The 25873-nt window shown below is 57.9% G+C and carries 31 protein-coding genes and 1 tRNA gene; 12 read left to right on the top strand and 20 right to left on the bottom strand.

Going from position 1 to position 25873, the window contains the following annotated elements:
- Positions 1–28: 28 nt before the first annotated feature.
- On the bottom strand, positions 29–1291 hold the full coding sequence (gene mtaB / locus MK208_RS07700; RefSeq protein WP_294115569.1) for a tRNA (N(6)-L-threonylcarbamoyladenosine(37)-C(2))-methylthiotransferase MtaB: 1263 nt from the start codon (positions 1289–1291) through the stop codon (positions 29–31).
- Positions 1288–2142, bottom strand: coding sequence for a diaminopimelate epimerase (dapF, locus tag MK208_RS07695; protein ID WP_294115566.1), 855 nt, complete (start codon positions 2140–2142; stop codon positions 1288–1290). The genes mtaB and dapF overlap by 4 nt, the downstream gene beginning before the upstream one ends.
- A gap of 105 nt (positions 2143–2247) precedes the next feature.
- Between dapF and MK208_RS07690 the strand changes: the two genes are divergently transcribed.
- A tRNA-Lys gene (locus MK208_RS07690) sits at positions 2248–2323 on the top strand.
- A 103-nt stretch (positions 2324–2426) separates the two neighbouring features.
- On the opposite strand, the gene MK208_RS07685 is transcribed toward MK208_RS07690, so the two are convergent.
- The 5 genes from MK208_RS07685 to fliF form a co-directional block, all read right to left on the bottom strand.
- Positions 2427–3380, bottom strand: coding sequence for a DMT family transporter (locus MK208_RS07685; RefSeq protein WP_294115562.1), 954 nt, complete (start codon positions 3378–3380; stop codon positions 2427–2429).
- 89 nt (positions 3381–3469) lie between these two features.
- A complete protein-coding gene (gene fliP, locus MK208_RS07680; protein ID WP_294115560.1) occupies positions 3470–4207 on the bottom strand; it encodes a flagellar type III secretion system pore protein FliP in 738 nt (245 codons plus the stop codon).
- Positions 4207–4488: a FliM/FliN family flagellar motor C-terminal domain-containing protein gene (locus MK208_RS07675; protein WP_294115559.1), complete on the bottom strand. Its 282-nt coding sequence runs from the start codon at positions 4486–4488 to the stop codon at positions 4207–4209. Before MK208_RS07675 ends, fliP begins: the two co-directional genes overlap by 1 nt.
- Positions 4481–5080 (bottom strand): hypothetical protein, encoded by a 600-nt coding sequence (locus MK208_RS07670; protein ID WP_294115558.1) that lies wholly within the window; start codon positions 5078–5080, stop codon positions 4481–4483. The genes MK208_RS07675 and MK208_RS07670 overlap by 8 nt, the downstream gene beginning before the upstream one ends.
- Entirely contained in the window at positions 5080–6711 is a 1632-nt protein-coding gene (gene fliF, locus MK208_RS07665; RefSeq protein WP_294115792.1) for a flagellar basal-body MS-ring/collar protein FliF, read from the bottom strand. Before fliF ends, MK208_RS07670 begins: the two co-directional genes overlap by 1 nt.
- 141 nt (positions 6712–6852) lie before the next feature.
- Here fliF and MK208_RS07660 point away from each other — a divergent pair, with 141 nt between their 5' ends.
- Genes MK208_RS07660 through MK208_RS07615 form a run of 10 tightly spaced genes read left to right on the top strand, consistent with a single transcriptional unit; the run spans position 6853 to position 16748 of the window.
- Entirely contained in the window at positions 6853–7347 is a 495-nt protein-coding gene (locus MK208_RS07660) for a flagellar basal body-associated FliL family protein (RefSeq protein WP_294115557.1), read from the top strand.
- 11 nt (positions 7348–7358) lie between these two features.
- On the top strand, positions 7359–7985 hold the full coding sequence (locus MK208_RS21080) for a hypothetical protein (RefSeq protein ID WP_366010679.1): 627 nt from the start codon (positions 7359–7361) through the stop codon (positions 7983–7985).
- Between the two features lie 14 nt (positions 7986–7999).
- A complete protein-coding gene (locus MK208_RS07650; protein WP_294115556.1) occupies positions 8000–8671 on the top strand; it encodes a hypothetical protein in 672 nt (223 codons plus the stop codon).
- Positions 8672–8731: 60 nt separating this feature from the next.
- Positions 8732–9601: a flagellar motor stator protein MotA gene (gene motA / locus MK208_RS07645; protein ID WP_294115554.1), complete on the top strand. Its 870-nt coding sequence runs from the start codon at positions 8732–8734 to the stop codon at positions 9599–9601.
- Entirely contained in the window at positions 9598–11916 is a 2319-nt protein-coding gene (locus tag MK208_RS07640) for a hypothetical protein (RefSeq protein ID WP_294115553.1), read from the top strand. Before motA ends, MK208_RS07640 begins: the two co-directional genes overlap by 4 nt.
- A 35-nt stretch (positions 11917–11951) precedes the next feature.
- Positions 11952–12377: a hypothetical protein gene (locus MK208_RS07635; protein WP_294115551.1), complete on the top strand. Its 426-nt coding sequence runs from the start codon at positions 11952–11954 to the stop codon at positions 12375–12377.
- A 3-nt stretch (positions 12378–12380) separates the two neighbouring features.
- Complete coding sequence (flhA, locus tag MK208_RS07630; RefSeq protein WP_294115550.1) at positions 12381–14477, top strand: flagellar biosynthesis protein FlhA; 2097 nt, start codon at positions 12381–12383, stop codon at positions 14475–14477.
- On the top strand, positions 14474–15250 hold the full coding sequence (locus MK208_RS07625; protein ID WP_294115548.1) for a flagellar biosynthetic protein FliR: 777 nt from the start codon (positions 14474–14476) through the stop codon (positions 15248–15250). The genes flhA and MK208_RS07625 overlap by 4 nt, the downstream gene beginning before the upstream one ends.
- The gene (locus MK208_RS07620; protein ID WP_294115547.1) at positions 15247–16338 is read left to right on the top strand and encodes a flagellar type III secretion system protein FlhB; all 1092 of its coding nucleotides are present in this window, start codon (positions 15247–15249) and stop codon (positions 16336–16338) included. The genes MK208_RS07625 and MK208_RS07620 overlap by 4 nt, the downstream gene beginning before the upstream one ends.
- Positions 16335–16748: a hypothetical protein gene (locus MK208_RS07615; protein WP_294115545.1), complete on the top strand. Its 414-nt coding sequence runs from the start codon at positions 16335–16337 to the stop codon at positions 16746–16748. The genes MK208_RS07620 and MK208_RS07615 overlap by 4 nt, the downstream gene beginning before the upstream one ends.
- A gap of 76 nt (positions 16749–16824) precedes the next feature.
- Here MK208_RS07615 and MK208_RS07610 read toward each other — a convergent pair whose 3' ends face one another.
- From MK208_RS07610 to MK208_RS07570, 9 genes are read right to left on the bottom strand one after another with little or no spacing between them, the layout of a single operon-like run.
- Entirely contained in the window at positions 16825–17322 is a 498-nt protein-coding gene (locus MK208_RS07610) for a flagellar basal body-associated FliL family protein (RefSeq protein WP_294115543.1), read from the bottom strand.
- Between the two features lie 12 nt (positions 17323–17334).
- Positions 17335–18066 carry a flagellar basal body L-ring protein FlgH gene (flgH, locus tag MK208_RS07605; protein WP_294115541.1) on the bottom strand — a complete coding sequence of 244 codons (732 nt, stop codon included), beginning with the start codon at positions 18064–18066 and terminating at the stop codon, positions 17335–17337.
- A gap of 12 nt (positions 18067–18078) precedes the next feature.
- Positions 18079–18498, bottom strand: coding sequence for a flagellar basal body P-ring formation chaperone FlgA (gene flgA / locus MK208_RS07600; RefSeq protein ID WP_294115538.1), 420 nt, complete (start codon positions 18496–18498; stop codon positions 18079–18081).
- A 1-nt stretch (position 18499) separates the two neighbouring features.
- Entirely contained in the window at positions 18500–19285 is a 786-nt protein-coding gene (gene flgG, locus MK208_RS07595; RefSeq protein WP_294115536.1) for a flagellar basal-body rod protein FlgG, read from the bottom strand.
- Positions 19286–19307: 22 nt separating this feature from the next.
- Positions 19308–20021, bottom strand: a complete 714-nt coding sequence (locus MK208_RS07590) for a flagellar hook-basal body complex protein (protein ID WP_294115534.1) — start codon at positions 20019–20021, stop codon at positions 19308–19310.
- A 2-nt stretch (positions 20022–20023) separates the two neighbouring features.
- On the bottom strand, positions 20024–20293 hold the full coding sequence (locus MK208_RS07585; RefSeq protein ID WP_294115531.1) for a flagellar biosynthetic protein FliQ: 270 nt from the start codon (positions 20291–20293) through the stop codon (positions 20024–20026).
- Positions 20293–20580: a flagellar hook-basal body complex protein FliE gene (fliE, locus tag MK208_RS07580; protein WP_294115530.1), complete on the bottom strand. Its 288-nt coding sequence runs from the start codon at positions 20578–20580 to the stop codon at positions 20293–20295. Before fliE ends, MK208_RS07585 begins: the two co-directional genes overlap by 1 nt.
- 21 nt (positions 20581–20601) lie before the next feature.
- The gene (gene flgC / locus MK208_RS07575; RefSeq protein WP_294115529.1) at positions 20602–20988 is read right to left on the bottom strand and encodes a flagellar basal body rod protein FlgC; all 387 of its coding nucleotides are present in this window, start codon (positions 20986–20988) and stop codon (positions 20602–20604) included.
- Positions 20989–21010: 22 nt separating this feature from the next.
- Positions 21011–21355, bottom strand: coding sequence for a FlgB family protein (locus tag MK208_RS07570; protein ID WP_294115528.1), 345 nt, complete (start codon positions 21353–21355; stop codon positions 21011–21013).
- Between the two features lie 122 nt (positions 21356–21477).
- Here MK208_RS07570 and MK208_RS07565 point away from each other — a divergent pair, with 122 nt between their 5' ends.
- A complete protein-coding gene (locus MK208_RS07565; RefSeq protein WP_294115527.1) occupies positions 21478–22809 on the top strand; it encodes a FliI/YscN family ATPase in 1332 nt (443 codons plus the stop codon).
- Between the two features lie 122 nt (positions 22810–22931).
- On the opposite strand, the gene MK208_RS07560 is transcribed toward MK208_RS07565, so the two are convergent.
- From MK208_RS07560 to MK208_RS07545, 4 genes are all read right to left on the bottom strand, one after another.
- Positions 22932–23720 carry a DUF1217 domain-containing protein gene (locus MK208_RS07560; RefSeq protein WP_294115526.1) on the bottom strand — a complete coding sequence of 263 codons (789 nt, stop codon included), beginning with the start codon at positions 23718–23720 and terminating at the stop codon, positions 22932–22934.
- On the bottom strand, positions 23717–24121 hold the full coding sequence (gene flbT / locus MK208_RS07555) for a flagellar biosynthesis repressor FlbT (protein WP_294115524.1): 405 nt from the start codon (positions 24119–24121) through the stop codon (positions 23717–23719). Before flbT ends, MK208_RS07560 begins: the two co-directional genes overlap by 4 nt.
- Complete coding sequence (gene flaF / locus MK208_RS07550) at positions 24118–24495, bottom strand: flagellar biosynthesis regulator FlaF (RefSeq protein WP_294115522.1); 378 nt, start codon at positions 24493–24495, stop codon at positions 24118–24120. Before flaF ends, flbT begins: the two co-directional genes overlap by 4 nt.
- An 84-nt stretch (positions 24496–24579) precedes the next feature.
- On the bottom strand, positions 24580–25818 hold the full coding sequence (locus MK208_RS07545) for a flagellin (protein ID WP_294115519.1): 1239 nt from the start codon (positions 25816–25818) through the stop codon (positions 24580–24582).
- Positions 25819–25873 lie beyond the last annotated feature (55 nt).

The raw sequence follows: 25873 nt of genomic DNA, 5'->3' as shown, positions 1-25873 counted from the left end.
GGGGGTTTGGGGGCTGGCCCCCAAGCGGTTAGGCCACCAGCTGTTGCCCACGCACGTCAAGGATACATGCGGTCACAATCGCCCCTTCCTCTTGCGGGGTGCCAAAGGCGACTTCGGTAAACTGTTCCGTGCGACCCATGGTGGGGTTTTCCATCAGGATGTGATGGGTCTTGCCAAGCTGCGAAGACAAATGTTTTTCCACCTGCGCCGCCCCAGCGTCGCGCAATTGCGCCGCGCGGGCCTTGATGACGTTGCCGTTCACCTGACTTGGGATTTTGGCCGCCGGGGTGCCTTCGCGCTTGGAATAGGGGAAAACATGCAACCAAGTGAGGTCGCACTCCTGCACCAGCTTCAGCGAGTTTTCAAAATGCGCGTCCGATTCAGTCGGGAAGCCGGCAATGATGTCCGCGCCAAAGGTCATCTCCGGCCGCAGCTTTTTGGCCTCTTCACAGAAGCGGATGGCGTCATCCCGCAGATGCCGCCGCGCCATGCGTTTGAGAATCAAATCATCGCCATGCTGCAAGCTCAGATGCAGATGCGGCATCAGGCGCGGCTCTGTGGCGATGGCCAGCATCAAGTTCTCGTCCACCTCGATGCTGTCAATCGAGCTGATCCGCAGACGCGGCAGGTCCGGCACCAGCTTGAGGATGCGCATGACCAGATCGCCCAGTTTGGGCTGCATCGGCTGATCCGCGCCCCAACTGGTCAGATCCACGCCGGTCAGCACAACTTCATTGAAGCCTTTGTCCACCAGCCGTTTGATCTGATCGACCACCACACCGGCCGGGACCGAGCGGGAATTGCCGCGGCCATAGGGTATGATACAGAAGGTGCAACGGTGGTCGCAGCCGTTTTGCACCTGTACATAAGCGCGCGCGCGGGTGCCAAAACCGTCGATCAGGTGACCGGCGGTCTCGGTGACCGACATGATGTCGTCGACCTGGACCTTTTCGGTTTCCCCAATGAAATCGGCGGCCATGCCCTGCCATGTGGCGGGGTTCATTTTTTCGGTGTTGCCAATGACCTTGTCGACCTCGCCCATGGCGGCAAATGTCTCAGGCTCAGTTTGCGCGGCACAGCCGGTGACGATGATCTGGGCATCAGGATTGTCGCGGCGCAGGCGGCGAATTTCCTGACGGCTTTTGCGCACGGCCTCTGCCGTCACCGCGCAGGTGTTCACGATCACGGCGTTCTCAAGACCGGCGGATTGCGCCATGTCTTTCATCGCCTCTGATTCGTAAGAATTCAGACGACAGCCGAGTGTGGTGAACTTTGGCGCGGCGGCGGTCATTTGTGCCGCTCCAGAAAGGCAGCGTTGAACTGACCGGACATGACATGTTCGGTCTCACCCGTCATCCAGACGCCATCGTCAGCCCAGTTGATCCAAAGCGTGCCGCCGTCCAGATCAATCTGAACCTCGCGGCCGGTCAGACCACGGCGGGCGGCGGCCACAGCGGTGGCACAGCTGGAAGAGCCTGAAGCCAGCGTTGGGCCGACACCGCGCTCCCAGACCCGCATACGAATGTGGTTTTCGCCAATGACCTGCGCGACCTGCACATTGGTGCGCTCAGGATAAAGCGGGTGATGCTCATGTGCAGCGCCAAAGGTCACCAGGTCCACACTTTCCACATCGTCGACAAAGAAGGTGCAATGCGGGTTGCCCATGCCTGTGGCCGTAGGGGTCCCGTCGATGGGAAGTTCTAACGTGTCCATCTCCTGCGCAAGCGGCACTTCGTGCCACAAAAGCTGCGGATGGCCCATGTTCACAGACACCAGACCGTTTCCGGCTTCACGGGCAAACAAAGTGCCGCGATCCGTGGTCAGGGTCAGCGACTCAGCGCCCGACACATCCATCAGGTGCCGCGCAATACAACGGGTGGCATTTCCACAAGCGGCCGAGGTCGATCCATCGGCGTTATAAAACGTCAGATGCGCGTCTGCGTTGCTGCCCTCTGTGCCATGGGTGATCACCGCAAGCTGATCAAATCCCACACCTTTTTGCCGGTGCGCGATGGCGGTGATTTGACCTTCGGTCAGATCAAATGCGCGCATGCGGCCATCGACAACGACAAAATCATTGCCCAGCCCATGCATTTTCATGAACGCCAAAGGGGTTTCAACACGTGTATCCATTGGGCGCATATACGCCCGTTGCACAGCCTTTTCCAGTATCGTGAAATTTTTCTCGAGAATCGGGTTGACCCCCTCGGTCAGTCGGCATAGTAACCGCGCACCAACACAGAGAGTGGGCCGTTAGCTCAGTTGGTAGAGCAACTGACTTTTAATCAGTGGGTCATAGGTTCGAATCCTATACGGCTCACCACTTTCAAACAAAACCCCGCCATTGGCGGGGTTTTGTTGTTTTGGCACCCTCAAATGAGACCTGTGATTGCTATGCGCCTCTCGCGGCGGCGTTGTGGCTTGGGCTAGTCCAAATCAGTGCGTGCTGGACGGCGTAGAGCCTGGCTCACGCGGAAGCTGCCGGGCGACAGGCCGCGCGAGCGGGTGCGCAGAACGGGGGTTTGTTCGGACGTGCCGCCGGTGGCCTCGCGGGCAATAATGAAGAGGCCGCTGGCAACAATCACCGCGGCGCCGATCAAGGTCGGCGCATCCGGGGTTTCGTCAAACAGCAGCATGCCAAAGATCACAGCCCAGATGATCTGAGAATACTGCATCGGCGCCACCAAGGCGGCTTCGCCGATTGTGTAGGCGGAGACCATGAGCAAGGTGGCGATGAAGCCAAACACCGCCACAATGGCGAATCCTGCCAGATCTGGCGCGGCAACCGGCTGATAGACAAAAGCCATCGCCACGGACATAACGGCCACGCTGATCAGAAGCGGATAGAGCATCAGCACCACACGGCGCTCGTCCTGGCCAATTTTGCGCACGATAACGGATTGCAATGCGGCGGTGCCTGCAGCCACCAAAGCCGCGAGGTGGCCAAGGTTCAACTCGGTTGCCCCGGGGCGAACAACAATCATCACCCCCAAAAGGCCCACCAGAACCGCCAACATACGCCAGATGCCCACTTTCTCGCCGAGGACGGGAATCGCCAGGACAGTGACCAGCAAAGGTGTGGAGAACAGCAGCGCATAAACCTGCGCCAATGGCAGCACCGAAAAGGCGTAAAAGGCAGCCGTGGGGCAGATCACCACGCAGAGCGACCGCAGCGCCACCCACCATGGGTGCACCGGGCGCAGATTGCCATGGGTGGGGTCGCGCACCAGCATCAGGGTGATCAAAGGGAAGCCAAACAGCGACGAAAAGAACACGATCTGGAACGGCGAAAACGTCGCGCCGAGGTGTTTCACCACAACGTCGTGGGTGGAATAGATCGCAAAGGCCAGCAGGGCCAGCAAGGTCGCTTTCAGATTCATGGGGCTGCTCCGCGCCTGATTGCGCTAACGGATTGAGTCATCCGATGTGTGCCACGCGCCGCCTCAAAAGGGAAGCGGCGCGTGCGGTTTTAGAAGTAGCTGCGCACCAAACTGCCTGCGATCAGGCTCCAGCCGTCTGCGATCACAAAGAAAGACAGTTTAAATGGCAAAGACACAATCGCGGGCGGGACCATCATCATCCCCATGGACATCAGCACGGCGGCGACCACGAGGTCGATGATCAGGAACGGCAGGAAGATCAGGAAGCCGATCTGAAACGCGCGGGCAATTTCCGAGAGCATGAAGCTGGGCACCAGAACCGATAGGGGCGAGTCCGGGCCGGGGGCGGTGTCCACCGTATCCGGGCGCAACGACGCCAGATGGGTGTAGGTGTCCGGGTCCAAGCGGGCGGCCATAAATTGACGGAAGGGTTCCGCGGTCAGCTCAAAGGCGGTTTCGATGTCGATCAGTTCCGCCATCAGGGGCTCGACGCCAGTGGTCCAGGCCTGTGTGAAAACCGGCTCCATGACGTAGTAGGTCAGGAACATCGCCAGCGAGACCATCATCATATTGGGCGGAGATTGCTGCAGACCAATGGCCTGACGCAGGATCGAGAGCACCGTCACGATGAAAGGGAAACAGGTGACCATGATCGCAATCCCCGGCGCGAGGCTGAGAACCGTGATCAGGAGAAAGATTTGAATGCTGCGTGCCGTCAGCGAGCCGTCTTGGGTGATCGGAATGGACAGATCCTGCGCCGAGGCCGAATCTGCCATAAAGAGAAAGACGGTGGAGAAGGTGACGGCAAGAAAAGCCGCGCGGATCATCACAGACCGCTTTCGAACTCTGCCACTTCGGTTAGGCGCACGGCCAGCTGGCCTTCCTGTCCGCCTTCCATTTCCTCAAGCTCGCCGCGGGCGATGAGTTTGTCGCCCACATAAAGCTCCACCGGGTCATCCACACGTTTGTCGAGCGGCAGAACCGAGTTTTCGTTCATGTTCAGCAGGTCGCCGATCAACGGTCGTGCCTTGCCCACGGAGATGGTGATCTCCACAGGTACAGAGGTGAACGGGTTGCCGGATTCAGATTTGAGAGTTGGATCAGCCATTCTGGGCCTCCTTGCGTGTTTCATGTGTGAACGCAGCCATTGCTTCAGCAACAGCTTCGAGAACCTCGCTGAGATCAATCAGGCGTTCGCGTTGGGCAAATTCAAAACGCACCTGGCCTTCTGCCAGGTTTTCGTCGCGCACCACTTCGACGGGGAATGTTTGGTCTTCGGGCATGACGTCGATGACCGGCTGGTAGCAATCCGGCGCTGTGGACAACACCACCGGGGTTTCACTGTTATCGCGCACAATTTTGTGCAGCTGTTCCACGGCCAAGGCGCCAACGGCCTGACGGGCCACCTCTGGCAGCACAGTCATGATGGCTTTCTCCACCGTGGGGGCGAGATCGGCGAGAATCGCTTCGCGCGCCTCGTGGTAGGTGAAAGACAGATCGTTCAATTTGGTGGAGAGGGCAGCAGACACACTGGCGTGTTCCTCCGACTTGGCGCTGATCGCGTCGTCCCAACCAGCTTTGTAGCCCTGCTCAAAGGATTCGAGCATGTCATCTTCATTGCCGTCCTCCTGTGTTGCGACAGGTTCCGGCTCTGGGGCGGTGATGCCGCCAAAGTCTTCAAACAGATGGGAAATCGACATCAGGCTTCCTCACGATCATCGAGCCAGTTACGGAGAATCTCCACGGTTTCATCTTTGCGGTCGCTGATCAGGCCACGCAGACGGTCTGCGGCATCAGATTGCGACATGCCACCACCGTCACCGCCCAGCGCAGGCAGGCCGCCACCCAGATCAGGCAGGCCACCAACGTCGCCACCCATGTCGCCAATCGCCATTGGCATGCCCATGTCGCCACCCATGTCGCCCATCATTGGCGCCATGGCCGGGAAGTCACCGTCTTCACCGCCAAGATCCGGCAACATTGGGGCGTCACCCAGTTCGTTCAGTTCGCGACTGCCGCCACCGGCCAGCAATGGACGGACCACAAACAGGCCCAGTACCAGCGCCACAATCGCCAGCACCGCGGTTTGGATGATCGACATCAGGTCAAGTTCCATGCCTTTAAACATGGAGGATTCGGCAGAGGTGCCCATTGGCAGGACCGGCTGGAAGTTCATCGACTTCAGGGTGATCACGTCCCCGCGGGCTTCGTTAAAGCCCACCGCAGAGGCCACCAGTTCACGCAGCGCTTCGAGTTCTTCGTCGGGACGCGGGGTTACAACAGGCTCGCCAAGATCATTTTCGGTTTGTGTGCCGTTCACCAACACCGCCACAGTCATACGTTTCACCGCGCCAGGCTGACGCAGAATTTCACGCTGGGTCTCGGACACCTCGTAATTGATGCGCTCGCGGGTTTCGCGGTTCTGGTTGGTGGAGCCAGAGCTTCCGGCGGCATCCCCATCCGGTAGATTGGAGGCCACGGTCACCTGACCGGCCGCGTTTTGAGAATCGGTGCTGCGCTCTTCGGTGTCGGTGCTGATCGCCACACGGCTCGCAGGATCAAAAATACGCTCGGTGATAGATTCGGTCTCGGTCACCGTCTCGATGCTGACTTCGACAACCGCATTGCCCGGACCCACGCGGGCTTCCAGCATACGCTGAACCGCCAGACGGGTTTCTTCTTCTTTATTGTCACCCACTTTGGTGCTGGTTTCATCCGCCACGCCCACCAGACCGCCGCTGCCATCAATAATGGCAACATCTTCGGGAGAGAGACCGGAGACCGCAGAGGCCACAAGAAACCGCAGCGCTTGCGCATGTTTGTTGGGCAAATCTCCGGCAGGTGTGGTGATCGTCACGGAGGCGGACGGTTTGATATGCCGTTGAAAAGGATTGGAGGAGGCGTTTGCAATATGCACACGTGCCTGGCTGATCAGAGGGCTCACAACAATTGTTCGAGCCAACTCACCTTCTTTGGCGCGCCAGTAGGCTGCGTCAAACATTTGCGAGGTGGTGCCAAAACCCGAAAGCGAATCGAGAAGCTCGTACCCCTGAGTCGTATTGGCAGGCAAACCTTCGCTGGCGAGCGTCATGCGCAGCTCATCCCGGGAACCGGAAGCTACATAAATAGATCCGCCGCGCACTTCATAAATGGCGCCGCGTTGTTCCAGAGCTGTGACGACATCGCCAGCCGCTCCGCTTTCCAAACCACTATATAGAAGGGCCATTCCCGGTTTGGTGGCGACCCGACCCAAAGACAATACGGTCGCAAAAACCGCAATCGTGGCCAATACGACGATCACCTTTCGCCGATTGTCCATTGCTGTCCACATATTCAAAAATTGTTGCACGTTTCTTCTCCGTGGGATCGCACCTTCTGCACGACCGTCACGAACTGTTTCTCTCAACAGACTTAATAATCGGTTAGTTTCTGTATGGGAGAAGTTGCAGGGACAAAGAATTTGGAACCTGTGATGACTGACGAAACTGTCGAGACAGAAGACGCACCGAAAAAAGCGTCAAAACTCCCTTTAATCATTGGGCTCGTGCTGGCTTTGGTTGGCGGCGGCGGCGGATTTTATGCCGTCTATTCGGGCATGATTTTGGGGGATGATTCTGCTGAAGTGGCCGAAGAATCGGCGCCTGCGGAAGAGATCGAAGCACTGCCTGACGTTGTTTACGTCGGCATGGACCCTCTTATTGTTTCACTGACTTCCAGTGGCGGCGCCGACTACCTGCGGTTCCGCGCCCAGTTGGAAGTGCCAAGCGATCATCAGGAAGAAGTCGAGCGGGTGTTGCCGCGTGTTGTGGATGTGCTGAACGGCTATCTGCGGGCGCTGAACACATCGGACATCGAATCGCCGGATGCGCTGGTGACCCTGCGGTCGCAAATGCTGCGTCGCGTACAAATTGTAACCGGACCTGAACGAGTTTCCGACCTTCTGGTCATGGAATTCGTGTTGAACTGAGGAGTGTCGAGATGAACTTGATCGCAGATATCTTGTTGGTAGCCGGTGCCCTCGGGGCAGGCATCTATTGTTTTGTGCTAGCGCGCCGCCTGTCCAAATTCAACGATTTGGAATCAGGTGTGGGCGGAGCCGTGGCGGTTTTGTCCGCCCAGGTGGACGACATGACCCGCACCCTGAAGGCCGCACAAGGCACCGCTGGTAAATCCACCGAACGCCTGGAAGCGCTAACGCAGCGAGCAGAAGGGGTTTCTAAACGTCTTGAGCTGATGATGGCCGCGATGCACGACATCGAAGACGCAAAACCTGCCAAAGCAAAGGCCGCGCCGGAACCGGAAGAGGTAGAAGACACCCCTGAACCGAAGGCAGAGGCCCCTGTAGAGGCAGAGATTGCGGAACCCGAATCGGCGGAAGAAACAGCCGAGGATGAAAACTGGGCCCGGATGCAGGCAGAAGCCATTGCAGCAGAAGAAGCCAAGTTGATCCGTCGCGCCAAGAAAAAAGCCAAGAAAAAAGCCAAGAAAAAGGCGGCGATGGCTCTGGCAGCCATGCAGGCAGAGGCCGCACCGGCGGCCGCGAAGCCTGCGGCAGAGGACAAAGCGCCTGAAGCTGGCACCATGTTTAAACGCCACGTCGCCTAACTGGAGCGTATGTGATGAAAAAAGACGCCAAGAAAACCCGCGCCAAGGCGGCTGCGGAAACGTTGACCAAGCCGGACGCTCCGGCAGGGAAAGCGAAGGCCAAAAAGAAAGCGCGCCGGAAACAGTCCAAGGGAAGTCTGTTTCTGATCGCGACGTTTTTGATTGGCTCCGCCACCGTGCGCGTGGGTATCAGCGCCAATGAAGCTTTGGCGCGCGAAGAGCCGCTTTTTGAATCGCCCTTGGCCAGCATGGCCAAACCAGAAACCTGCGAGCCGCCAGAAGACCTGCGCGAGTTGATGGCTGTGTTCAAGGAACGCGAACAGCGCATCGAGCAGCGTGAGAAAGAGATCAAGAATCGCCTGCAAGCGCTCAACGTCGCGGATGGCGAAGTGACCCGCAAACTGGCCGCTCTGGAGGATGCCGAAGGGCGTCTGCGCAGCTTGATCGCCTTGTCTGAGACCGCTGCCGAAGACGATTTGGGGCGACTCACCCAAGTGTATGAGACCATGAAGCCCAAAGATGTGGCCGCTCTGTTTGAAGAGATGGACCCGAAATTTGCCGCTGGTTTCATCGGTCGTATGAAACCTGAAAGCGCTGCGGGCGTTATGGCGGGCATGGCCCCGGATGCGGCCTACACAATCAGCGTAATTTTGGCCGGTCGGAACGCAAATACCCCCACCGAATGAGAACTTGTTAACCGGCGTCGGCCTATGGTCGGACTGAAACGCTACTAGGAGTTTGAACCCGTGCTAGGCATTATTGGCATCGCTGTTGTTTTTATCATGGTGTTGGGCGGATACGTTCTTGCCGGTGGTAGTCTTGGCCCGATTATGAAGGCCCTTCCCTTTGAGATGATCATCATCGGCGGCTCCGGTGTTGGTGCCTTTTTGGTGTCCAATGACGGCTCGGTGGTAAAGCACACGCTGAAGGATCTCGGCAAAGTCTTCAAAGGCCCGAAATGGAAGCCGGACGATTACAAGGATCTGCTGTGTTTGCTGTTTGAGCTCATACGATTGGCCAGGAAAAACCCTGTGGCCATCGAAGAGCACATCGAAAACCCGGATGAATCCGACATTTTCCAAAAATACCCCCGCATCACTGCGGACAAAGAAGCGATCAACCTGATTGCCGACACCATGCGCTCTGCGTCGATGAACTATGACGACCCGCATCAGGTGGAAGAGGTTCTGGAGAAGCGAATCGAAGCCAATTTCCACCATGCGATGCACCCCAACCACGCGTTGCAGTCACTCGCGGATGCGCTTCCGGCGCTGGGAATTGTTGCGGCGGTTTTGGGTGTTATCAAAACCATGGGCTCGATCGACCAACCACCAGAGGTTCTGGGCGGCATGATCGGTGGCGCGCTTGTGGGGACGTTCCTCGGGGTTTTCCTGGCCTATGGTCTGGTAGGTCCGTTTGCCGCCAAAATCAAAGGTGTGGTCGAGGATGAAGCGCATTTCTATCAGCTTATCCGTGAGGTGCTGATTGCGAACCTGCACAACCACTCGCCAAACATCTGTATCGAGGTGGGGCGTCAGAACACGCCGGGCCACAACCGTCCGCAGTTTGCGGAGCTGGAAGAGGCGCTGGCCGAAGTGAAGAAGGAAGCGGCATGAAACAGCTTCTGCTTGCTGTTCCGATGGTATTGGCGGCCTCTGCGGGGGCCGCACAAGACGTGCTGTTCCGGTCCGGCGAGCACGAAGATTTCACCCGTTTGGTGGCCACCCTGCCTTCCTCGGAAACCGATTGGACCGTGTCGCGTGACGGGCGGTTTTACACCATCAAAATCGAGGGTGATGACGTCAACCTGCGCACCAGCACCATTTTTGACAAAATCCCGCGGGACCGATTGGCCAATGTTGTGGCCAATGACGCCGCTGGTGAGTTGGAACTGGAACTGGCCTGTGCCTGCCGTGTTGTGTCGATCCCTTACGATGGGCGCTATGTGATCTTTGACATTCGCGACGACCTGCCACCTGCGCAGAACGACGACCTGCCACAGGTGCCGCTATCTTTTGGCGAGGCTGTGCCGGTTGAAAAAAAGCCTCAGCGGCAGTTCCGGTTCTCGTCGTTTGAGGCGGCTAGCCCAACACCACCGCCGGTTCAGGTGGCCGCCGCTGAGCCCAAGCCGGATTTTTCCGACTTACTGGCAATCGATAATTTTGTCGACCGCAGCGCCCAGGTGCAGGTCTTGCGGGGTGATCTGATCAAACAGGTCGACCGCGCGGCCAATCAGAACCTGTTGCAGGCACAAACTCCCGAGGTGGAAGACACCAGCGGGCTGGTTGGCAAACCTGTGAAAACCGCTGAGTCGCAAATGCCGCAGCTCAACAGCTCGGACCATGTGCCGCCGCAAGCGGCCGTTGGAAAAGACCTGAACATCGTCGCCTATAACGTGCTTGACGAAGTGGGCCGCGACATCGCGGCGCTGCTCAGCGGGCAAGTGGCCACCGGCATGTGTCTGCCGGATTCGGCGGTGAACATCGCCGACTGGAGTGGCGAAGGCACCTTTGTGCAAGAGCTTGGCCGTCTGCGTCAGGAAGTTGTGGGCGAATTTGACCGCACCAACAAGGATGCTTTGCGTGAGCTGGCGCAGCTCTACGTGCATTACACCTTTGGCGCGGAAGCTCTGCAGATCATGAATCTGCTGCCGGAAAGTGGCGAGAACAGCATCCTGATCGCCATGGCGCATATCATGGATGGACGCACGCCCCCTGAGGACAACCCGTCTTTTGCCAGCCAAGGGCATTGCGCAGGAAACTCTGCCATGTGGGCCGCCTTGTCCGGCGAAACCCTGGTGGGAGAAAGCGCGGTCAACGGCGCATTGGATGCACTGCAGAAGATGCCACGCCATCTGCGTGAATATCTTGGGCCGCAGCTGAGCAATCGGTTGGTGGCGCAAGGCCAAACCGAGGCCGCGATGCTGGTTCTGAACGGAATTGAGCGCACATCGCCCAAGCCGGACATCAACTTTGAGTTTGCCGAAGCCACGCTGAACGCGGAACTGGGCAACACCGAGGAAGCCACCGAGGCGCTTACCGAAATTGCTACGCAAAACGCTGATATCTCCACCAAGGCGGTGATTGACCTAATTGAGAACCATGTGGCGCAGGGTGACTCCCCCTCGCCGGAGACCGTGTCTCTGGTCGGCGCTTTGGCTGTGGAACACAAGGGCGGCGCCATGGGGCCAGACTTGCGCCGTGCCCATGCTTTGGCGCGTATGATGGGCCATGAATTTGGCGAAGCCTTCAAAATCATCAATGACATCGAAACCCGCGACGGGGCTGAGGCGGCCGAAGATGTGCGCAGCCAGCTGGTTATGGCGGTGCTGGAGCAGGCCGATGATTTTGAGGTGATCTCCTGGTCAATTCAGGAACGTCTGGCCTCCCCTGGGCGTATTTCGACAGCGGCTGCGTTGCAGCTGGCCCATAAGACCTTCGAGATGGGCTTCCTGGGGGAAACCAAACGTCTGATGCAAGCCGCGCAGACGGTGATTCCGACGGATGAAAAACGCCTGTTGAATGCCCGTTTGGCGCTGGCGGAAGCCTTGCCGAAACGCGCGGAAGCGGAACTTATGGGTATGGAAACCCCAGTTGCGGATCGTTTGCGGGCGCAAGCCAAAGCCATGGCTGGCGATCATGCCGGAGCGGCGCGTTTGCTGGCTGAGCTTGGCGAACGTGGATTGGCGGAAACCGAAGCCTGGCTTGACGGTGACCTGGCGTCTCTGACAGCTTCAGAGAACGAAGTCTTGCGACGGGCCTCCACCTATCTCTTGCCGCCGGAAGAGGGCAGCGAGTCCGAGGCGGCCACAGATCGTGTGACCGAAGGCATGTTGGCGCGCAATCGCGCCTTGCTGGAAGGCGCGGCGGAGAGCCGGGGCGTGCTGGGCGAATTGCTCGATCTGCACAGCGTGACCGAGCCATCTTCTTAACACCGGTTACCACATCTTAACCATGCGCCGATAGCTTGGGCCTTGAACTGGGGCAGAAAGCTATCGGTATGAAAAAACAGTACGTTTTCAACGCGATGTCGCGATTCTATGGCGACTCACTCAAGACCGTCACAATCGGTCTTCTGGGACTTGTGACAAGTCTCTTTTTGGTTTTCACCACATTTGTACAAGACAGCACCGACAGCGCGGAAACCCACAACAGGGATGACGCGGCCGATCAGGCGCGCCCCTCCAATAATGCCGCCACAATCAAAGCCATTTTTAAACGCGATCTGGCGCAATCGCCGGATCAGGCGCTGATGCCGGTGAAGCGCACGGCCACTGTGATCCGCGAAAACAATTTCCCGCTGCTTCAGCGCAGCGGTTCAGCTGGCGCGATGGGATCGCTTGTGCCGCTTGGATCTGGATCGGGCCGATCACTGCTGAGCAATGGAGGGTAATCCGTGAACCCAACCTTCTCCATCAAAGCGCTTTTCAGCCCGACGATCCTGCTCGCCCTCGCCCTGATGGCGATTATTGTCATGATGATCCTGCCGATGCCCTCCTGGGTGTTGGACATCGGATTGGCCGCGTCTTTTGCCCTCGCGATTCTGATCTTCACCGTGACGCTGTTTATTGAGCGTCCGTTGGACTTTTCCGCCTTCCCAACCATTTTGCTGGCCTCGCTGATGTTGCGCCTGTCGCTCAACGTGTCCTCGACCAAACTGATCATTGGGCAAGGCCACACCGGCACAAATGCCGCGGGTGATGTGATCGAAGGCTTTGCCAACTTTGTGATGGGCGGAAGCGTGTTTTTGGGCCTCGTGGTGTTCTGTGTGCTGCTCATCGTGAACTTCATGGTGATCAACAAAGGTGCCACTCGGATGGCCGAAGTGGGCGCGCGCTTTGCGCTGGACGGCATGCCAGGTAAGCAGCTTGCGATTGACAGCGACATGTCCGCCGGTGCGATTGACCACGCCGAAGCCAAAGCCCGCCGGGAGCGGGAACAGCAGGAAACCACCTTCTTTGGATCGCTGGATGGTGCGTCAAAGTTCGTAAAAGGCGACGCGATTGCCGGCCTGTTGATCACGCTGTTGAACCTGGTGATGGGCCTGATCATGGGCGTCGCCATTCATGGCATGCCAATCGGCCAGGCGTTTGAGACCTATGCCATCCTGACCGTGGGTGACGGTCTGGTGACCCAGATCCCGGCCGTGATTATCTCGATTGCCTCTGCCTTGCTGCTGGCACGGGGCGGCACCACCGGCTCCACCGACTTGACCCTGCTGAAACAGCTGGGCAACTACCCGCCTGCGATTGCCACCGTGGCCGTGCTGATGATGTTGTTTGCGCTGGTGCCTGGTCTGCCATTCCTGCCTTTCCTTGCAGGCGGCGGCGTGCTTGGTTTTGCGGCGTATTACCTGCACCAGAAGAAGAAAGAAGAGGCCGATGCCAGCCTTGAAATCGATGAGGAAGACGCACCGGTTCTGCCACGTGACAAGCCCATCGGCGACGTGCTGGACTTGGACGACATCCACGTGGAGTTTGCCACCGATCTGGTAAACATGGTGCTCGATCCCGGCGCAGGTCTCGATGCGCGCATCACCAATATGCGCACCCATGTGGCCTCGACCTATGGCCTGATCCTGCCGGAAATCCGCCTGACCGACGAGCCGTCGCTGCCAAACGGCACCTACACTATTCGCATTCAAGGTGTAGAGCAGGTGCGCGACCGACTGGAGCCGGAGAAAGTTCTTGCCTTGGCAGGCGACAGCCCGGACTCGCTGCCTTCCGGTGAGGATGTATCCGAGCCGGTCTATGGCGCCCCTGCCCGCTGGATCGACAGCGCCGCGCAGGAGAAAGCCGCTCTCGCCGGCATCACCATTGTGACACCGGGGGAGGTTCTGGCGACCCACCTGCTGGAAACAATCAAATCCAACTTTGGCCGTCTGCTGACGTTTAAGGCGCTGCGTCGCATTCTTGATGAGATGATGAACCTGTCTGATCCGGTGCGGGCCGATGCCAACCGCCGGATGATGGATGAGTTTGTGCCAGACAAAGTCCCGCTAGATCTGCTGCACCGCATTCTGCGCATGCTGCTGGATGAGCAAGTATCTATCCGCAATATGCCGCTGATTTTGGAATCCATCGCCGAGGCCCGCCATGTGAGCGTGCAGCCGGAAGCGATCTGCGAGAATGTACGTCAACGTCTGGGCTTCCAGCTGATTTCCGATCTGAAGCGCGACGACGGAACCATTCCATTGGTCCAGCTGGCGCCGGAGTGGGAAGACACCTTTGCGACCTATCAAGTGGATGGCGACGCAGGCGGCATGGACGTGGCGCTGCCACCGGATGTGTTCAACGCGCTGGCCCAATCGATTTCCGACCGGATGACTGATGCAGGCAACAGTGGGATTTTTGCCGCGCTTGTGACGTCAACCAGGCGCCGGAGATTCCTGCGCACGGTGCTCAGCGCCAAAGGCATCTCCAATCCTGTGCTCAGCTTTGAGGAAATCGGACTGGATGCACGGCCCGCGCTTGTTGGGGTTGTTGCCGCATGATGGAGACCGCCCTCTTCCTTCTGAACACCACAGAAGCCGCGCTTTGGCACGGTTTTTTGGTGTTTTTGCGGGTGGGCACAGCGGTGGCCTTGCTGCCAGCCTTTGGCGAGACCTCGGTGCCGACCCGCATCAAGCTGGGCTTGGCATTGGCGTTCACTGTCATTGTTGCGCCAGCCGTGCCGGTGTTTGAAAGCGCCGAGCCGACCTTCCCATTGATCGCGCAATACGCGCTAACCGAAACCATCAGCGGATTTTTGATGGGCATTGGCATTCGCATGTTTGTGTTTGCATTGCAGACCGCAGGTACAATTGCCGGTCAGTCGACATCTTTGGCGCAGCTTTTGGGCGGCGCGGCGGGCGAACCGCTGCCAGCGATTGGTAATGTTCTGGTGATCGCCGGTCTCGCGCTGGCGGTGACCATGGGGCTGCACGTCTATGTCGCGCGTTATTTGATCGGATCTTACATGCTGTTCCCTTCTGGCACCTTTCCGCCACGGGAAATCATGACCGAATGGGGTGTGCCGCATATGGCGCAGGCGTTTAACATGGCGTTCCGTTTGGCGGCGCCGTTTGTGATCATTTCGGCGATCTACAACCTGATGCTTGGCGTGATCAACCGCGCCATGCCGCAGTTGATGGTGGCCTTTGTGGGGGCGCCGCTGATCACGGCGGGCGGCCTGTTCCTTTTGTTCCTTGTGGCGCCTGCGCTGCTCACCCTGTGGTGGGGCGCAATGGAGGCGTTCATGATCAACCCGGTTGAGGGCCTGAGATGAGCGGCGGCGGTCAGGACGACGACAGCGAAAAGAGTTTTGAGCCCACCCAGAAGAAACTGGATGATGCGCGAAAGAAAGGTGAGATAGCCAAGTCCATGGATGTCTCCGTGGCGGCGGGTTACCTTGGCCTAACTCTGGCGTTTCTGACCGTTGGCCCCGCCACCATCAAATCGGCTGGCAACGGTTTGATGGTGCTACTGGATCAGGCAGATGAACTTGCGCCAATGGTGTTTGAGGGCAATCCGTCTACGCCGCTTGGCGGGATCATGCTGGAAACCATAACGTCCGTAGCCCCTTGGTTTGTCGTACCGATGGTCGCGGTGATCCTGAGCGTGATAGCGCAGCGCGCTTTTCTGGTGACGCCGTCCAAGCTGGCGCCCAAACTGTCGCGCATCAATCCGATCTCTAACGCCAAAAACAAGTTTGGCCGCAGCGGTCTGTTTGAATTTGGCAAGAGCTTTGCCAAGCTGGTGATCTTCTCGGTCTGTCTTGGGTTTTTTCTGAAGGCACGCATGGCCGAAATGGCCTCCGCCATTCAACTTGATGCGATGATGGTGCCAGCCCTTCTGGGCCGCCTGATGCTTGAGTTTTTGATGATTGTGATTGTCGTCTCCGCTTCGATCGCGGTGATCGACTATTTCTGGCAACGCGCCGAGCACATTCGCAAAAACATGATGACCCGTAAGGAAATGACCGACGAAAGCAAAGAGGCCGAAGGCGACCCGCATATGAAACAGCAGCGGCGCCAAAAAGGTCAGGAAATTGCGATGAACCAAATGCTGGCGGATGTGCCGGACGCGGATGTGGTCATGGTGAACCCGACGCACTACGCCGTCGCGCTGAAGTGGTCCCGCATGCCCGGTGCCGCGCCGGTCTGTGTGGCCAAAGGTGTAGACGAAGTTGCGGCCAAAATCCGCGAAGTGGCACAGGAAAATGCCGTACCTATTCACCGCGATCCACCCTCAACACGGGCGCTGCACGCGGTTGTGGAAATTGGTCAAGAAGTACCGCCGGACCACTATGCACCGGTGGCGGCGGCCATCCGATTTGCCGACGCCATGCGTCAACGTATGAAAGGCCGCGTATGAGCGACGATCTGAAAGAGCTGAATGTGATCACCCAGGCGCGCTATCAGAAGGCGCAGGCGGCGATGCAGTCCATTCAGGCGGAAGAAAATAAACTGCGCGGGTTGCTTAACGATCTGACGGAGCAGGAAAAGAACGGACGTGACGCGCTGACTGGCGATACCGCCATGCGCATCACCGGCGGGGACCTGGCCTGGAACAGCTGGATCGGGCGCAACCGCAAGATCCTGAACCATCAGCTGGCCAATGTGATGGTACGTAAGGAGATGGCCTATAAGGATCTCCAGAAGCATTTTGGCAAAGCCAATGTGATGGAAAAACTGCTGGAGCACGAGGTGCAAACCCGCCGTCAAATGCGGGCGGTGGCGCTGGTGGATTCGATCATGGAAGGCAAGTTGAGCTGCGGCATGTGAGCCAACTGATCTTTCAGAGACCAAAAAAAGGCGGCGCTGATGAGCGCCGCCTTTTTTGTCATGTGCACCTGCGTGATTACGCGATGTCCTGACGTGTGATCTGCACAATCAACACATCGGTGATCTCGTCGCCGTAGGCTTTTTGGGCCACTTCCAGGAAGGTTTTACGCAGCCGGTCCAGCTTGCTTGAGTTGGTGAAGGCACCGCTGAAACCGCCAATGTTGGCGTGGTCAAACATCGTTTGCAAAAGCGCCCCACGAATGCGTGGTTCTGCCTCAAAAATCGCTTCGCGACTGCCTGCTTCCGCTTCAATCGTCAGGGTGATCAAAATCAGCGATGAAACAGCATCATCATTCACAACAGGGACAATAAACTGGTCCACCAGATCGATGTACTCGCGACCTGTTGGCGGGCCCTCCTCCTCGTCGCCTTTGGCTGATTTTTCGGCGTGCTCTTCGCTTTCGCCTGCTTCGGTTACTTCTACCGGAGCAGGCTCCGGTCGCAGGGCAAGCCCTGCGCCAACGCCAGCACCGATGCCAACCAGAAGAAGGATAATGGGGAGAAGTTTCTTCATCAGATCACCCGATTAGTAAGGCAGGACCGCGTCCATGACCTGTTGACCCCAACGTGGTTGCTGCATGTCGGTGATCTGGCCACGGCCGCCATAAGACACACGTGCGGAGGCAATTTTGTCGAAGGTGATTTCGTTCTTACGAGAGATGTCTTCGGAGCGGGCAAAGCCGGACACCAGCAGCTCTCGCAACTCGTAGTTCACGCGCAGCTCTTGGGAGCCTTCGATGGCCAGAACGCCGTTTGGCAGCACGTCCACCACAGTGGCCGCAACACGCAGGGTCAATTTCTCGCTGCGCTTCACAGAGCCATCGCCGGAACTTTTGCTGTCAGAGCTGATGTCGACAAGTGGATCGGTGGTCGCCCCGGTTGGCAGACGCTCGTTGATCCGTTGAGGCAGGCCCGCCAGCGCTGGCAAACTCAGGCTGTCAGAGCCGCTGCGATTGCGCTCGGATTCGTTTTTGATCTGGGCTTTTTCGTCCACCTCGATCACCACGGTCAGAATATCACCACGGCTGGCGGCACGGCGGTCGCCAAGCAGGGAGGCTTTGTTGCCGCTCCAGAGCGATGCGGTATCAGAACGACGTGACACGCTGGCCTGCTGCGGCAGCGGCGGGTTCATCATCGCGTAGTGTTCTTGGTTGTCGGTGGTTGGGGTGAAGCTGGGCGCTTTGCCCATGTGATCGGTGCGACCGCAGCCGGACACGGCCAGCGCCACAAGAAGAAGTGTTGTCGAGAAAATACGCACTGGTGTGTTCCTTTAATTGGCGACCTGGATATTGCCGTTGGGCAATACGGTTCCGGTGATGGTGGAGCGGGAGCTGAGGTTCATGACACGAAGACGTTCACCTTCGCCGCCACGGGCCAGAGAGCGGCCTTCGGTTTCAATGTTCAACCCGTTGGCACTGTAGATCAGGGTGACAATCTGGTTGCGTTCGACCAGCGCCGGCTCGCCAATGTCCCCTTTGCGGATAGGACGGCCGGGATAGATGGCTTTGCGGGCTTCTTTGCCGATGACGGCTTCCAGATCGGTGTGGACGCCAGGCACATCGCCTTGCTTGAGGCCGACCACACCAGGTTCGATGATGGTGTTGGCGCGAATGATCTCGGTGGCGACCACGATTTCCGCAGAAACCGGAGCGGCCAGAACGGTGAGGATGAGGGCCAGAGCGCGTTTCATCTTAGCGCACCTGCGCTGTTGCAGCCATCATCTGGTCTGCTGCGGTGATGACTTTGGCGTTGAGCTCGTAACCACGCTGCGCCTCGATCAGTTCGGTCACTTCGCGCACCGCATCCACGGAGCTGTCTTCCAAGTAACCCTGACGCAGGGTGCCTAGGCCGTCTTCACCCGGGTTGGTCACATTGGGCGGACCAGAAGCTTCGGTTTCCCCAAAGAGGTTACCGCCCAGCGCCTCAAGACCTTTGGCGTTGGTGAAGCCTGCCAAAGTAAACTGGCCAAGCTCTTCGGCCTCGGTGGCATCGTCAAAATAGGCAAACACCTGACCATCGCCGTTGATGGAGATGCTGGTCGCATCCTCCGGAATGGTGATTTCAGGGGCCACAGGGTAGCCGTCAGAGGTGACGATCAGACCATCTGCGCTGCGCTTCAGACCACCGTCGCGGGTGTAGGCCGCTTCGCCGTTTGGCAGGGTGACTTCGAGATAGCCTTTGCCTTCGATGGCCACGTCCAGATCACCGCCGGTGTTGGACAGGGAGCCTTGCTCCAGGTTCACGTTGATCGCGGCGGCACGCACACCCAGACCAACCTGCACGCCAGTGGGCAGAACCGAGCCGTCTGAGGCGCTAATCGCGCCGGCGCGCGAGACCTGCTGGTAGTGCAGGTCGGCAAATTCGGCGCGACGGGCATTATAGCCGGTGGTCGACATGTTGGAGAGGTTGTTGGAAATCGTCTCAACACGCAGTTGCTGAGCGCTCATACCGGTGGCTGCAATTGTCAGGGCACGCATTCTGCTGTCCTCTTTCTAGATGTTATCTGACGAAGGTCTTCACCGCATCACGGATGCGATTGTGTTCGTTTTCCAGGAAGGTCTGTCCCATCTCATAGGCGCGCTGCACCTCGATCATGCGGGACAATTGGGTGATCGGGTTCACGTTGGAGTTTTCAAGAAACCCCTGCAGTACGCGGGCTTCTTCGATGGGCTCGACCCCATCAGGCGCCTCAAACAAAACGCCGGATTCCCGCTTCAGATCTAGAGGGTTGACTGGACGATAGATCCCGAGCTGACCAAGCGGGTTGCCATCGACGCTAAAGGTACCGTCAGAGGAGACATCCACGCTTTTGGCATCTGGCGGAATGAAGATAGGCGCGCCACCGGCATCAAGCACCAAGTGGCCGTCCATATTCACCAGATCACCATTTTCATTCGGAGAGAACGCACCAGCGCGGGTCAGACGCTCACCATTTGGGGTTTGCACCATAAAGAAGCCGGGGCCCTCAACGGCAAAGTCCAGGCTTCCGCCTGTTTGCTTCAACGCGCCCTGCTCCAACGAGGTCATCTGCACATTGGCCGTCGCCATGGAGATACTCTCGGTTCCGGGGGCGGATTTGATGAATTCTGAAAACGCGATGCCCTCGGCGCGGTAGCCGGTGGTGGCCGCGTTGGCAATGTTGTTTGCCAGAACGTTCATCTCACGGGTGAGACCGGACTGACGGGTCAGCGTTGTGTAGCCTGCGTTGTCCATAGTTAGCCTCCAGCAATCAACGGAACGAGGGTGGATTGAAAAAACGAAACGAGGGTTTGGCTCATGAAACCCATGGTCGCCCAGAAGACGATGACAATGCACAGCACCTTCGGCACAAAGGTCAGCGTCATCTCCTGGATCGACGTCAGTGCCTGAAACAGACCAACCAAGACACCCGAGATCAGCGCCACTGCCAGAATAGGCATGGAGATCATCACCGCGACCCAAAGGCCCTGGCGGAGAGTGTCAAAGAAGAGGGCCTGATCCAGCATCAGACCGGCATACGCAGGATTTCTTGGTAGGCTTCGACCACCTTGTTGCGCACGGTCACGGCGGTTTCAACGGCCAGTTCAGACTGGGCCAACGCCTGTACCAATGTGTGCGGGTCTGCTTTGCTGGTCATCGCCTGCATCGAGACCTGCTCGCTTTCTTGAAGGGTGGCGGCAAAGTCTTTTGCCAGGCCAAACAGAGCATTCCCGCCCTGGCCGTTTTCAGCCGGCCCGGTCGCGGGCTTGGAGGCGGTGTAATTCTGAGCGGCTAGTACTGTACGGACATCCATTCTGGGTCTCCTTAGTTAAATTTATTTGCGCAAGAGTTCCATGAGCGACGAGGACATCTGACGGGTCTGGTCAAACATCTTGAGGTTGGCTTCGTAGCTGCGCTGCGCTTCGCGCGCGTCAGCGATTTCGATGATCATATCGACGTTGGAGCCAAGGTAGTTGCCGGTGGCGTCTGCCATCGGGTGGCTTGGATCAAAGATCTTTTTGCCTTCAGAGCGGTCCAGCTGCACCGGGCTCACGGAGACCTGACCATCGCGGGAGGATGTGTCGGCCTCAAAGCTCACGGTCTTACGCTGATAGCCGGGGGTGTCGGCGTTGGCGATGTTCTCGGACACGTGGCGCAAGCGGGCGGCCTGGGCACGCAAACCTGACGAGGTGACGCTTAATGCGGAACCAAAATCACTCATTGCTCATGACTTTCTGTCTTACTTAACGTCCAAGTGCAGTTCGAAGCACGGACAGGGAGGATTTGTAGATGGCCAGCGAGCGGTCGTGCTGGCGTTTGACATCAACCGCCTTCAGCATCTCTTCTTCCAGAGAGACACTGTTGCCGCTTGGGGCAACTTCGGCGGTAGCGAGGGACGGGCGCAATGCGGAGGCTTCCAGCCCATGCCCTTGATGACCGGAGCGGGTGGCACGCATACTGGAGGCACCACCGTCATTGCGGTAGACCTCTTTAAACGGCGTAATGTCGCGAGCTTTGTAGCCCGGCGTATCGGCGTTTGCCATATTCTGAGCCACAACCGACTGGCGTACAGCGGCGTGTTGGCTCATGGCATGTGCAGTTTTAAATACGTTCAAATTCTTGAACACGGGGTTTCTCCCTCGATGGCTTAAATCAAGGCTTAACCCTGATTCCTTTAGAAAGGGTTTCGAAGGAACTTTGGAGAATCCAAATGGACGCTAAAGGGCTAGAAAGCCTTGGCGCAGAACTCAAAAGAGTGCGCCCAATCAAAGACATAGGACGAGTCTGCGCGGTTGAAGGCAACCTGCTGCGCGTGAGTGGTCTCAATGCGGTCGCACGAATCGGAGATCTGCTGGAAGTCACGCTTCATGACGGGGCAAAAATTGCCGGTGAAGTGATCCAGCTGCACACACAAGATATGACCATGCTGCCCGATGCGGCGCCGGACGGGGTGTCTATTGGCGACCGCGTGGCCTTGCGCGACCAAGTGGGCATTGCGCCGTCAGATGCTTGGATTGGGCGGATCATTGATCCTTATGGCAACCCACTGGACGGCAAACCGTTGTTGCGCGGACCTCAGATGCGAGCGTTAAAGAACGCGCCGCCGCCGCCAGCCGCGCGGCGGGCGCTGGGCGATCGGCTGGAAACCGGTATGGCGATTTTCAATACGATGCTGCCGATTGTGAAAGGCCAACGTATTGGTTTGTTTGCAGGTTCCGGCGTTGGTAAATCCAGTCTTATGGGACAGTTCGCCAAGCATATGACCGGCGATATTGCGGTCATTGCTTTGATCGGGGAACGGGGGCGGGAACTGCGGGAATTTGTGGAGAATGTGTTGGGGCCGGAAGGGCTTAAGCGGTCTATTGTTGTGGCCGCGACGTCGGATCAATCTCCCCTGGTACGTAGGCGTTGCGCGCTCGCGGCTATGAGCGTGGCAGAGCACTTCCGGGATGCGGGTAAGCACGTGATTTTTATGGCGGATTCGATCACGCGATTCGCCGAGGCCCACCGCGAGGTGGCCGTTGCATCCGGTGAAATGCCCGCGCTGCGGGGCTATCCGCCGTCAACCTCCCATATGATCATGTCACTGTGCGAACGCGCCGGTCCGGGACTGGAAGGGCAAGGCGATATTACCGGTGTTTTCAGTGTCTTAGTCGCGGGCTCAGACATGGATGAACCGATTGCTGACATCCTGCGCGGGGTGTTGGATGGGCATGTGGTGCTCGATCGGAAGATTGCGGAGCGCGGCCGATACCCGGCGGTAGACCTGCTGCGGTCGGTCTCGCGGAGCCTGCCGCACTGCGCAACGGACCAGGAAAACGCAACGATTTCAGAGGCTCGCAGACTTTTGGGGGCCTATGAACAAAGCGCCACGATGATCCGGGCCGGGCTGTATTCGGCGGGGTCTGATCCGGTTCTGGATGTGGCGATCAACGCCTGGCCGGAGCTGGATGCCTATATGGGTGACGGCAATAGTGCGTCGATTATGAATGCATTTCAAAAGCTTACGCTACTTCTGCGCCGCGCGGGGGCGAAGGCGTAAACAAGCCTTTCACGAAATGACAAAAGCGCGCCCATTGAGGCGCGCTTTTTGCTGAATTTTCACGTCGGTAATGCGTCGGTATCGCGACTGTATTGCGACGGTTCTATATGTTGTGGTTCAGATCAGTACTGCAACAAGGTCAAAGCGATCTGTCCGCCGCTCAAGCCCTGTGAGGTGTTGATCTGGGACATGATCAAATAGCGGTCCACAAGCTTCTGTTGCGCGTCTTCGCCCACAAACTGGCTGATCTCGGAGTCGCCGGTCAGCTTCTCCATGCGCCCACGGAAGACTTCAAGCTGTTTGTCGAGGTCCAGCGCGCCAAAAGACGACGGCAGGTTGAAGGTCTGCTCCATAACACTGCGCAATGGCGGGGAGCCAAGCACCGAAAACCACTTGGTGGTGTCGCTGGACCCGGAAACGGAAATCTCTTCCAGCTCGCGCACGGCATTGAGCGCCAGACGCAGGCTCTCGTCCTGCTCTCCAACCGCAATCTCAAACTGCCGGGTGGTGTATTGCTCTTTGATGTTGGCAACAAAAGAGTCAGATTTGTGCCACGGTCCGCCCAAGTCGCCAAAGCCAAAATCCTCAGCCAGGGCGAGATAGCGCTTGTCCGCCATTTTATTGGCCAAAGAGTCAGGCGCCTGAGAGCCTTCCTCTAGGATTTTCTTCATAAAGAACGTGTTGTTGACGTCCTCGTCCAAACCATAGGCGCCAAGCGTGATGCGTAGCAAACGCCGGTCATTGGCCAAATCGTCAGCGGTCTCGACATTTTTTATGTTTTCTTCAAAATAGTCGAGGTCACGCTGAATGACCGGCGAGCTTTCGAACGCCTTGGTTTGCGTGTCCATCGTGCGCTGGAGAAAATTCCACGCAACGAGACCGCTGCCTGCGACGATGGGCTGATAGGTCATTGGCGTGCCACCGCCATCAGACGGTCCTCACGCGGCAACAAGGCGCGCAAAGCCTTGAGGCCCTGATAGTGACGGCCCGCGATCACCGCGTCGGTGGCGGCTGCGATCATCTGGCGGCTGTCGTTGTCGGTGAACACCTGGCTCAGATCCTCGATGTGGCGCAGTAGGGTGCGTTCCACGTCATCGGCATCGGAGTCGCCAGACAGAACCAGTTGCAGCGCATAACAGGCGCGGCGCACTGGGGTGTTGGCTTCTTCCGGGTGGATGGCATCCCGCAGGCGCAGGATGTTGGCATTTGGGGTCATGATGGACAGACGGGACCGGCGGTCTCCGTTTTCAATAACTGCACCGTTAACCAGAACCCGCTCTTTAGGGCTCAATTTAAGAACAAGGCCGCTCATGCTGCTGCTGCTCCGCTTCGAAGGCCGCGAAGGATCGCGGTGTTGACTTCCAGTAGGGGCCGCACGTTAGCGTCGCCCGCCAGCACTTTTGTGCTGTGATGATCCGTGAATTCCGCGAGATAGAAGATCTGGGCCCGAAGCTGTTCGGGAAGACCGTTGTCGGTGCCGGCTACATCCACCGCGAGAAGGGTCCAAAGGGAGCGGTTCTCGTGGATGGCTTCGGCGAGGGCTGGGAAACCACGTTTGCCTTGCATGGCAGCTTGTTTCAGCTTGTGGGTGACCCGCGCGATCACATCATATTCTAGCTTTCCTGTGGACTTTGTTGGCGCTGCGGCCTGCCCGTAGGCGCGTTTTGCGAGAGCATTTGGTGTCACGTCGGAGTTCTCCCGATATGCGAGACAGAAATTAGAAAGATGGAGATTCTGGGGGCGCCGTTCGAGCGCCCCCAACTAAGTCCATTAGCGGAAGAGCGACAGCAGCTGCTGTGGCGCCTGGTTCGCGATAGACAGCGACTGAGTCGCCAGCTGTTGCTGAACCTGCAGAGCCTGCAGACGTGCAGAAGTTTCTTCCATATCGGCGTCAACCATGGAACCGATGCCCGAAGTCAGGGAGTCAGACAGCTTCGATACGAAGTCGTTCTGAGTGCTGATACGGGATTCAACGGTACCGAATGCTGCGGCTGCGTCGATGGTGGTGGTGATCAGGCTTTCGATGTTGCCCAGAGCCGCTGCCGCGCCACCTGCGGTGGATACGTCAATTGCGGACAGAGCAGCCAGACCGCCAGAGCCGGCGTTGGAGAACTGAGCGGAGACAGTAATGTCACGGTCTGCCGCATCTGCACCAGTGCCTGTGATGAAGGCCAGTTCATTTGGAGAACCAGAGTCGTAGTCGATGTCAACGCCCTGGATACCAAGCTGGTCAACCGCGTTCTTCAGACCCACTGCAACCAGCGCATCGGTGTGCGCCGCGTCATAGGTGCCGGAAGGATCAAGGTCAGATTCCTGAACAGTGTAAGATACGGACTGATCATTGATGGTGATAGAGACTTTATCGCCAGCAGCGAAGTTGTCAGTAGTACTGTCAATAATCAGGGTACCGGTACCGCTGTCCTTGTCCATGGTGAAACCAGCAGCGTCGTTGTCGGTGCTGGCGTTATCCGAACCAGCCAGAACGGCCTTAGCGGAATAACCACCTACGGAAAGGTCTTGTGCAGCCACAGTGATCGAGGACGCAGTTACCGCGCCAGTAGCGTCACGATCCAGAGACGCGAGAACGTCGGTGCTGCTGCCGCCATTAACCAGGTTAAGACCGTTGAACTGGGCTGCGCCCACAACGGAACCAATCTGGTCACGCAGTTCGGAAACTTCGGCCTGCAACTTGGTGCGGTCCACGTTGTCACCCTGTGCGGCAACAATACGCTCTTTCATCTGACCCAGCAGGTCGGTCACTGTTTCAGTTGCGTTACGGGCAACAGCAACAGTGGATTCACCCAGCGAAAGGCTCTCTTTCACCGATTTGAAACCGTTTACGTCAGATTCCATGGTCTTGGAAATCGCCCACACCGCGGCGTTTTGCTTGGCGTTGGCAACCTTCTTACCAGTCGAGATAGCGGACGTGGTGTCAGACAGGCTGGAGTTAACGGATTTCAGGGTTTGCAGCGCAACCATTGCGCCGTTGTTTGTCAGAATGCTGGACATGGCATTTCCTATATGTCGTGACGCTTTTGCGTCGGTTTGTATTTTGCGCCCCTAC

It is taken from the genome of Shimia sp., assembly GCF_022448905.1.
Classification (GTDB): domain Bacteria; phylum Pseudomonadota; class Alphaproteobacteria; order Rhodobacterales; family Rhodobacteraceae; genus Shimia.
This window is presented reverse-complemented; position numbering and strand designations above follow the sequence as displayed.

Bases quoted from the DNA above. Each gene is read 5' to 3' on its own strand.
- fliF (WP_294115792.1), bottom strand. From the start codon at position 6,711: ATGTGGACAGCAATGGACAATCGGCGAAAGGTGATCGTCGTATTGGCC.
- MK208_RS07620 (WP_294115547.1), top strand. From the start codon at position 15,247: ATGAGCGGCGGCGGTCAGGACGACGACAGCGAAAAGAGTTTTGAGCCC.
- MK208_RS07570 (WP_294115528.1), bottom strand. From the start codon at position 21,355: ATGAGCCAACACGCCGCTGTACGCCAGTCGGTTGTGGCTCAGAATATG.
- MK208_RS07640 (WP_294115553.1), top strand. From the start codon at position 9,598: ATGAAACAGCTTCTGCTTGCTGTTCCGATGGTATTGGCGGCCTCTGCG.
- MK208_RS07615 (WP_294115545.1), top strand. From the start codon at position 16,335: ATGAGCGACGATCTGAAAGAGCTGAATGTGATCACCCAGGCGCGCTAT.
- fliE (WP_294115530.1), bottom strand. From the start codon at position 20,580: ATGGATGTCCGTACAGTACTAGCCGCTCAGAATTACACCGCCTCCAAG.
- MK208_RS07670 (WP_294115558.1), bottom strand. From the start codon at position 5,080: ATGTCGATTTCCCATCTGTTTGAAGACTTTGGCGGCATCACCGCCCCA.
- MK208_RS07650 (WP_294115556.1), top strand. From the start codon at position 8,000: ATGAAAAAAGACGCCAAGAAAACCCGCGCCAAGGCGGCTGCGGAAACG.
- MK208_RS07545 (WP_294115519.1), bottom strand. From the start codon at position 25,818: ATGTCCAGCATTCTGACAAACAACGGCGCAATGGTTGCGCTGCAAACC.
- MK208_RS07660 (WP_294115557.1), top strand. From the start codon at position 6,853: ATGACTGACGAAACTGTCGAGACAGAAGACGCACCGAAAAAAGCGTCA.
- mtaB (WP_294115569.1), bottom strand. From the start codon at position 1,291: ATGACCGCCGCCGCGCCAAAGTTCACCACACTCGGCTGTCGTCTGAAT.
- MK208_RS07585 (WP_294115531.1), bottom strand. From the start codon at position 20,293: ATGCTGGATCAGGCCCTCTTCTTTGACACTCTCCGCCAGGGCCTTTGG.
- flbT (WP_294115524.1), bottom strand. From the start codon at position 24,121: ATGAGCGGCCTTGTTCTTAAATTGAGCCCTAAAGAGCGGGTTCTGGTT.
- MK208_RS07685 (WP_294115562.1), bottom strand. From the start codon at position 3,380: ATGAATCTGAAAGCGACCTTGCTGGCCCTGCTGGCCTTTGCGATCTAT.
- MK208_RS07560 (WP_294115526.1), bottom strand. From the start codon at position 23,720: ATGACCTATCAGCCCATCGTCGCAGGCAGCGGTCTCGTTGCGTGGAAT.
- flgC (WP_294115529.1), bottom strand. From the start codon at position 20,988: ATGAGTGATTTTGGTTCCGCATTAAGCGTCACCTCGTCAGGTTTGCGT.
- MK208_RS07675 (WP_294115559.1), bottom strand. From the start codon at position 4,488: ATGGCTGATCCAACTCTCAAATCTGAATCCGGCAACCCGTTCACCTCT.
- MK208_RS21080 (WP_366010679.1), top strand. From the start codon at position 7,359: ATGAACTTGATCGCAGATATCTTGTTGGTAGCCGGTGCCCTCGGGGCA.
- fliP (WP_294115560.1), bottom strand. From the start codon at position 4,207: ATGATCCGCGCGGCTTTTCTTGCCGTCACCTTCTCCACCGTCTTTCTC.
- MK208_RS07625 (WP_294115548.1), top strand. From the start codon at position 14,474: ATGATGGAGACCGCCCTCTTCCTTCTGAACACCACAGAAGCCGCGCTT.
- flgG (WP_294115536.1), bottom strand. From the start codon at position 19,285: ATGCGTGCCCTGACAATTGCAGCCACCGGTATGAGCGCTCAGCAACTG.
- MK208_RS07590 (WP_294115534.1), bottom strand. From the start codon at position 20,021: ATGGACAACGCAGGCTACACAACGCTGACCCGTCAGTCCGGTCTCACC.
- MK208_RS07610 (WP_294115543.1), bottom strand. From the start codon at position 17,322: ATGAAGAAACTTCTCCCCATTATCCTTCTTCTGGTTGGCATCGGTGCT.
- MK208_RS07565 (WP_294115527.1), top strand. From the start codon at position 21,478: ATGGACGCTAAAGGGCTAGAAAGCCTTGGCGCAGAACTCAAAAGAGTG.
- flgA (WP_294115538.1), bottom strand. From the start codon at position 18,498: ATGAAACGCGCTCTGGCCCTCATCCTCACCGTTCTGGCCGCTCCGGTT.
- dapF (WP_294115566.1), bottom strand. From the start codon at position 2,142: ATGCGCCCAATGGATACACGTGTTGAAACCCCTTTGGCGTTCATGAAA.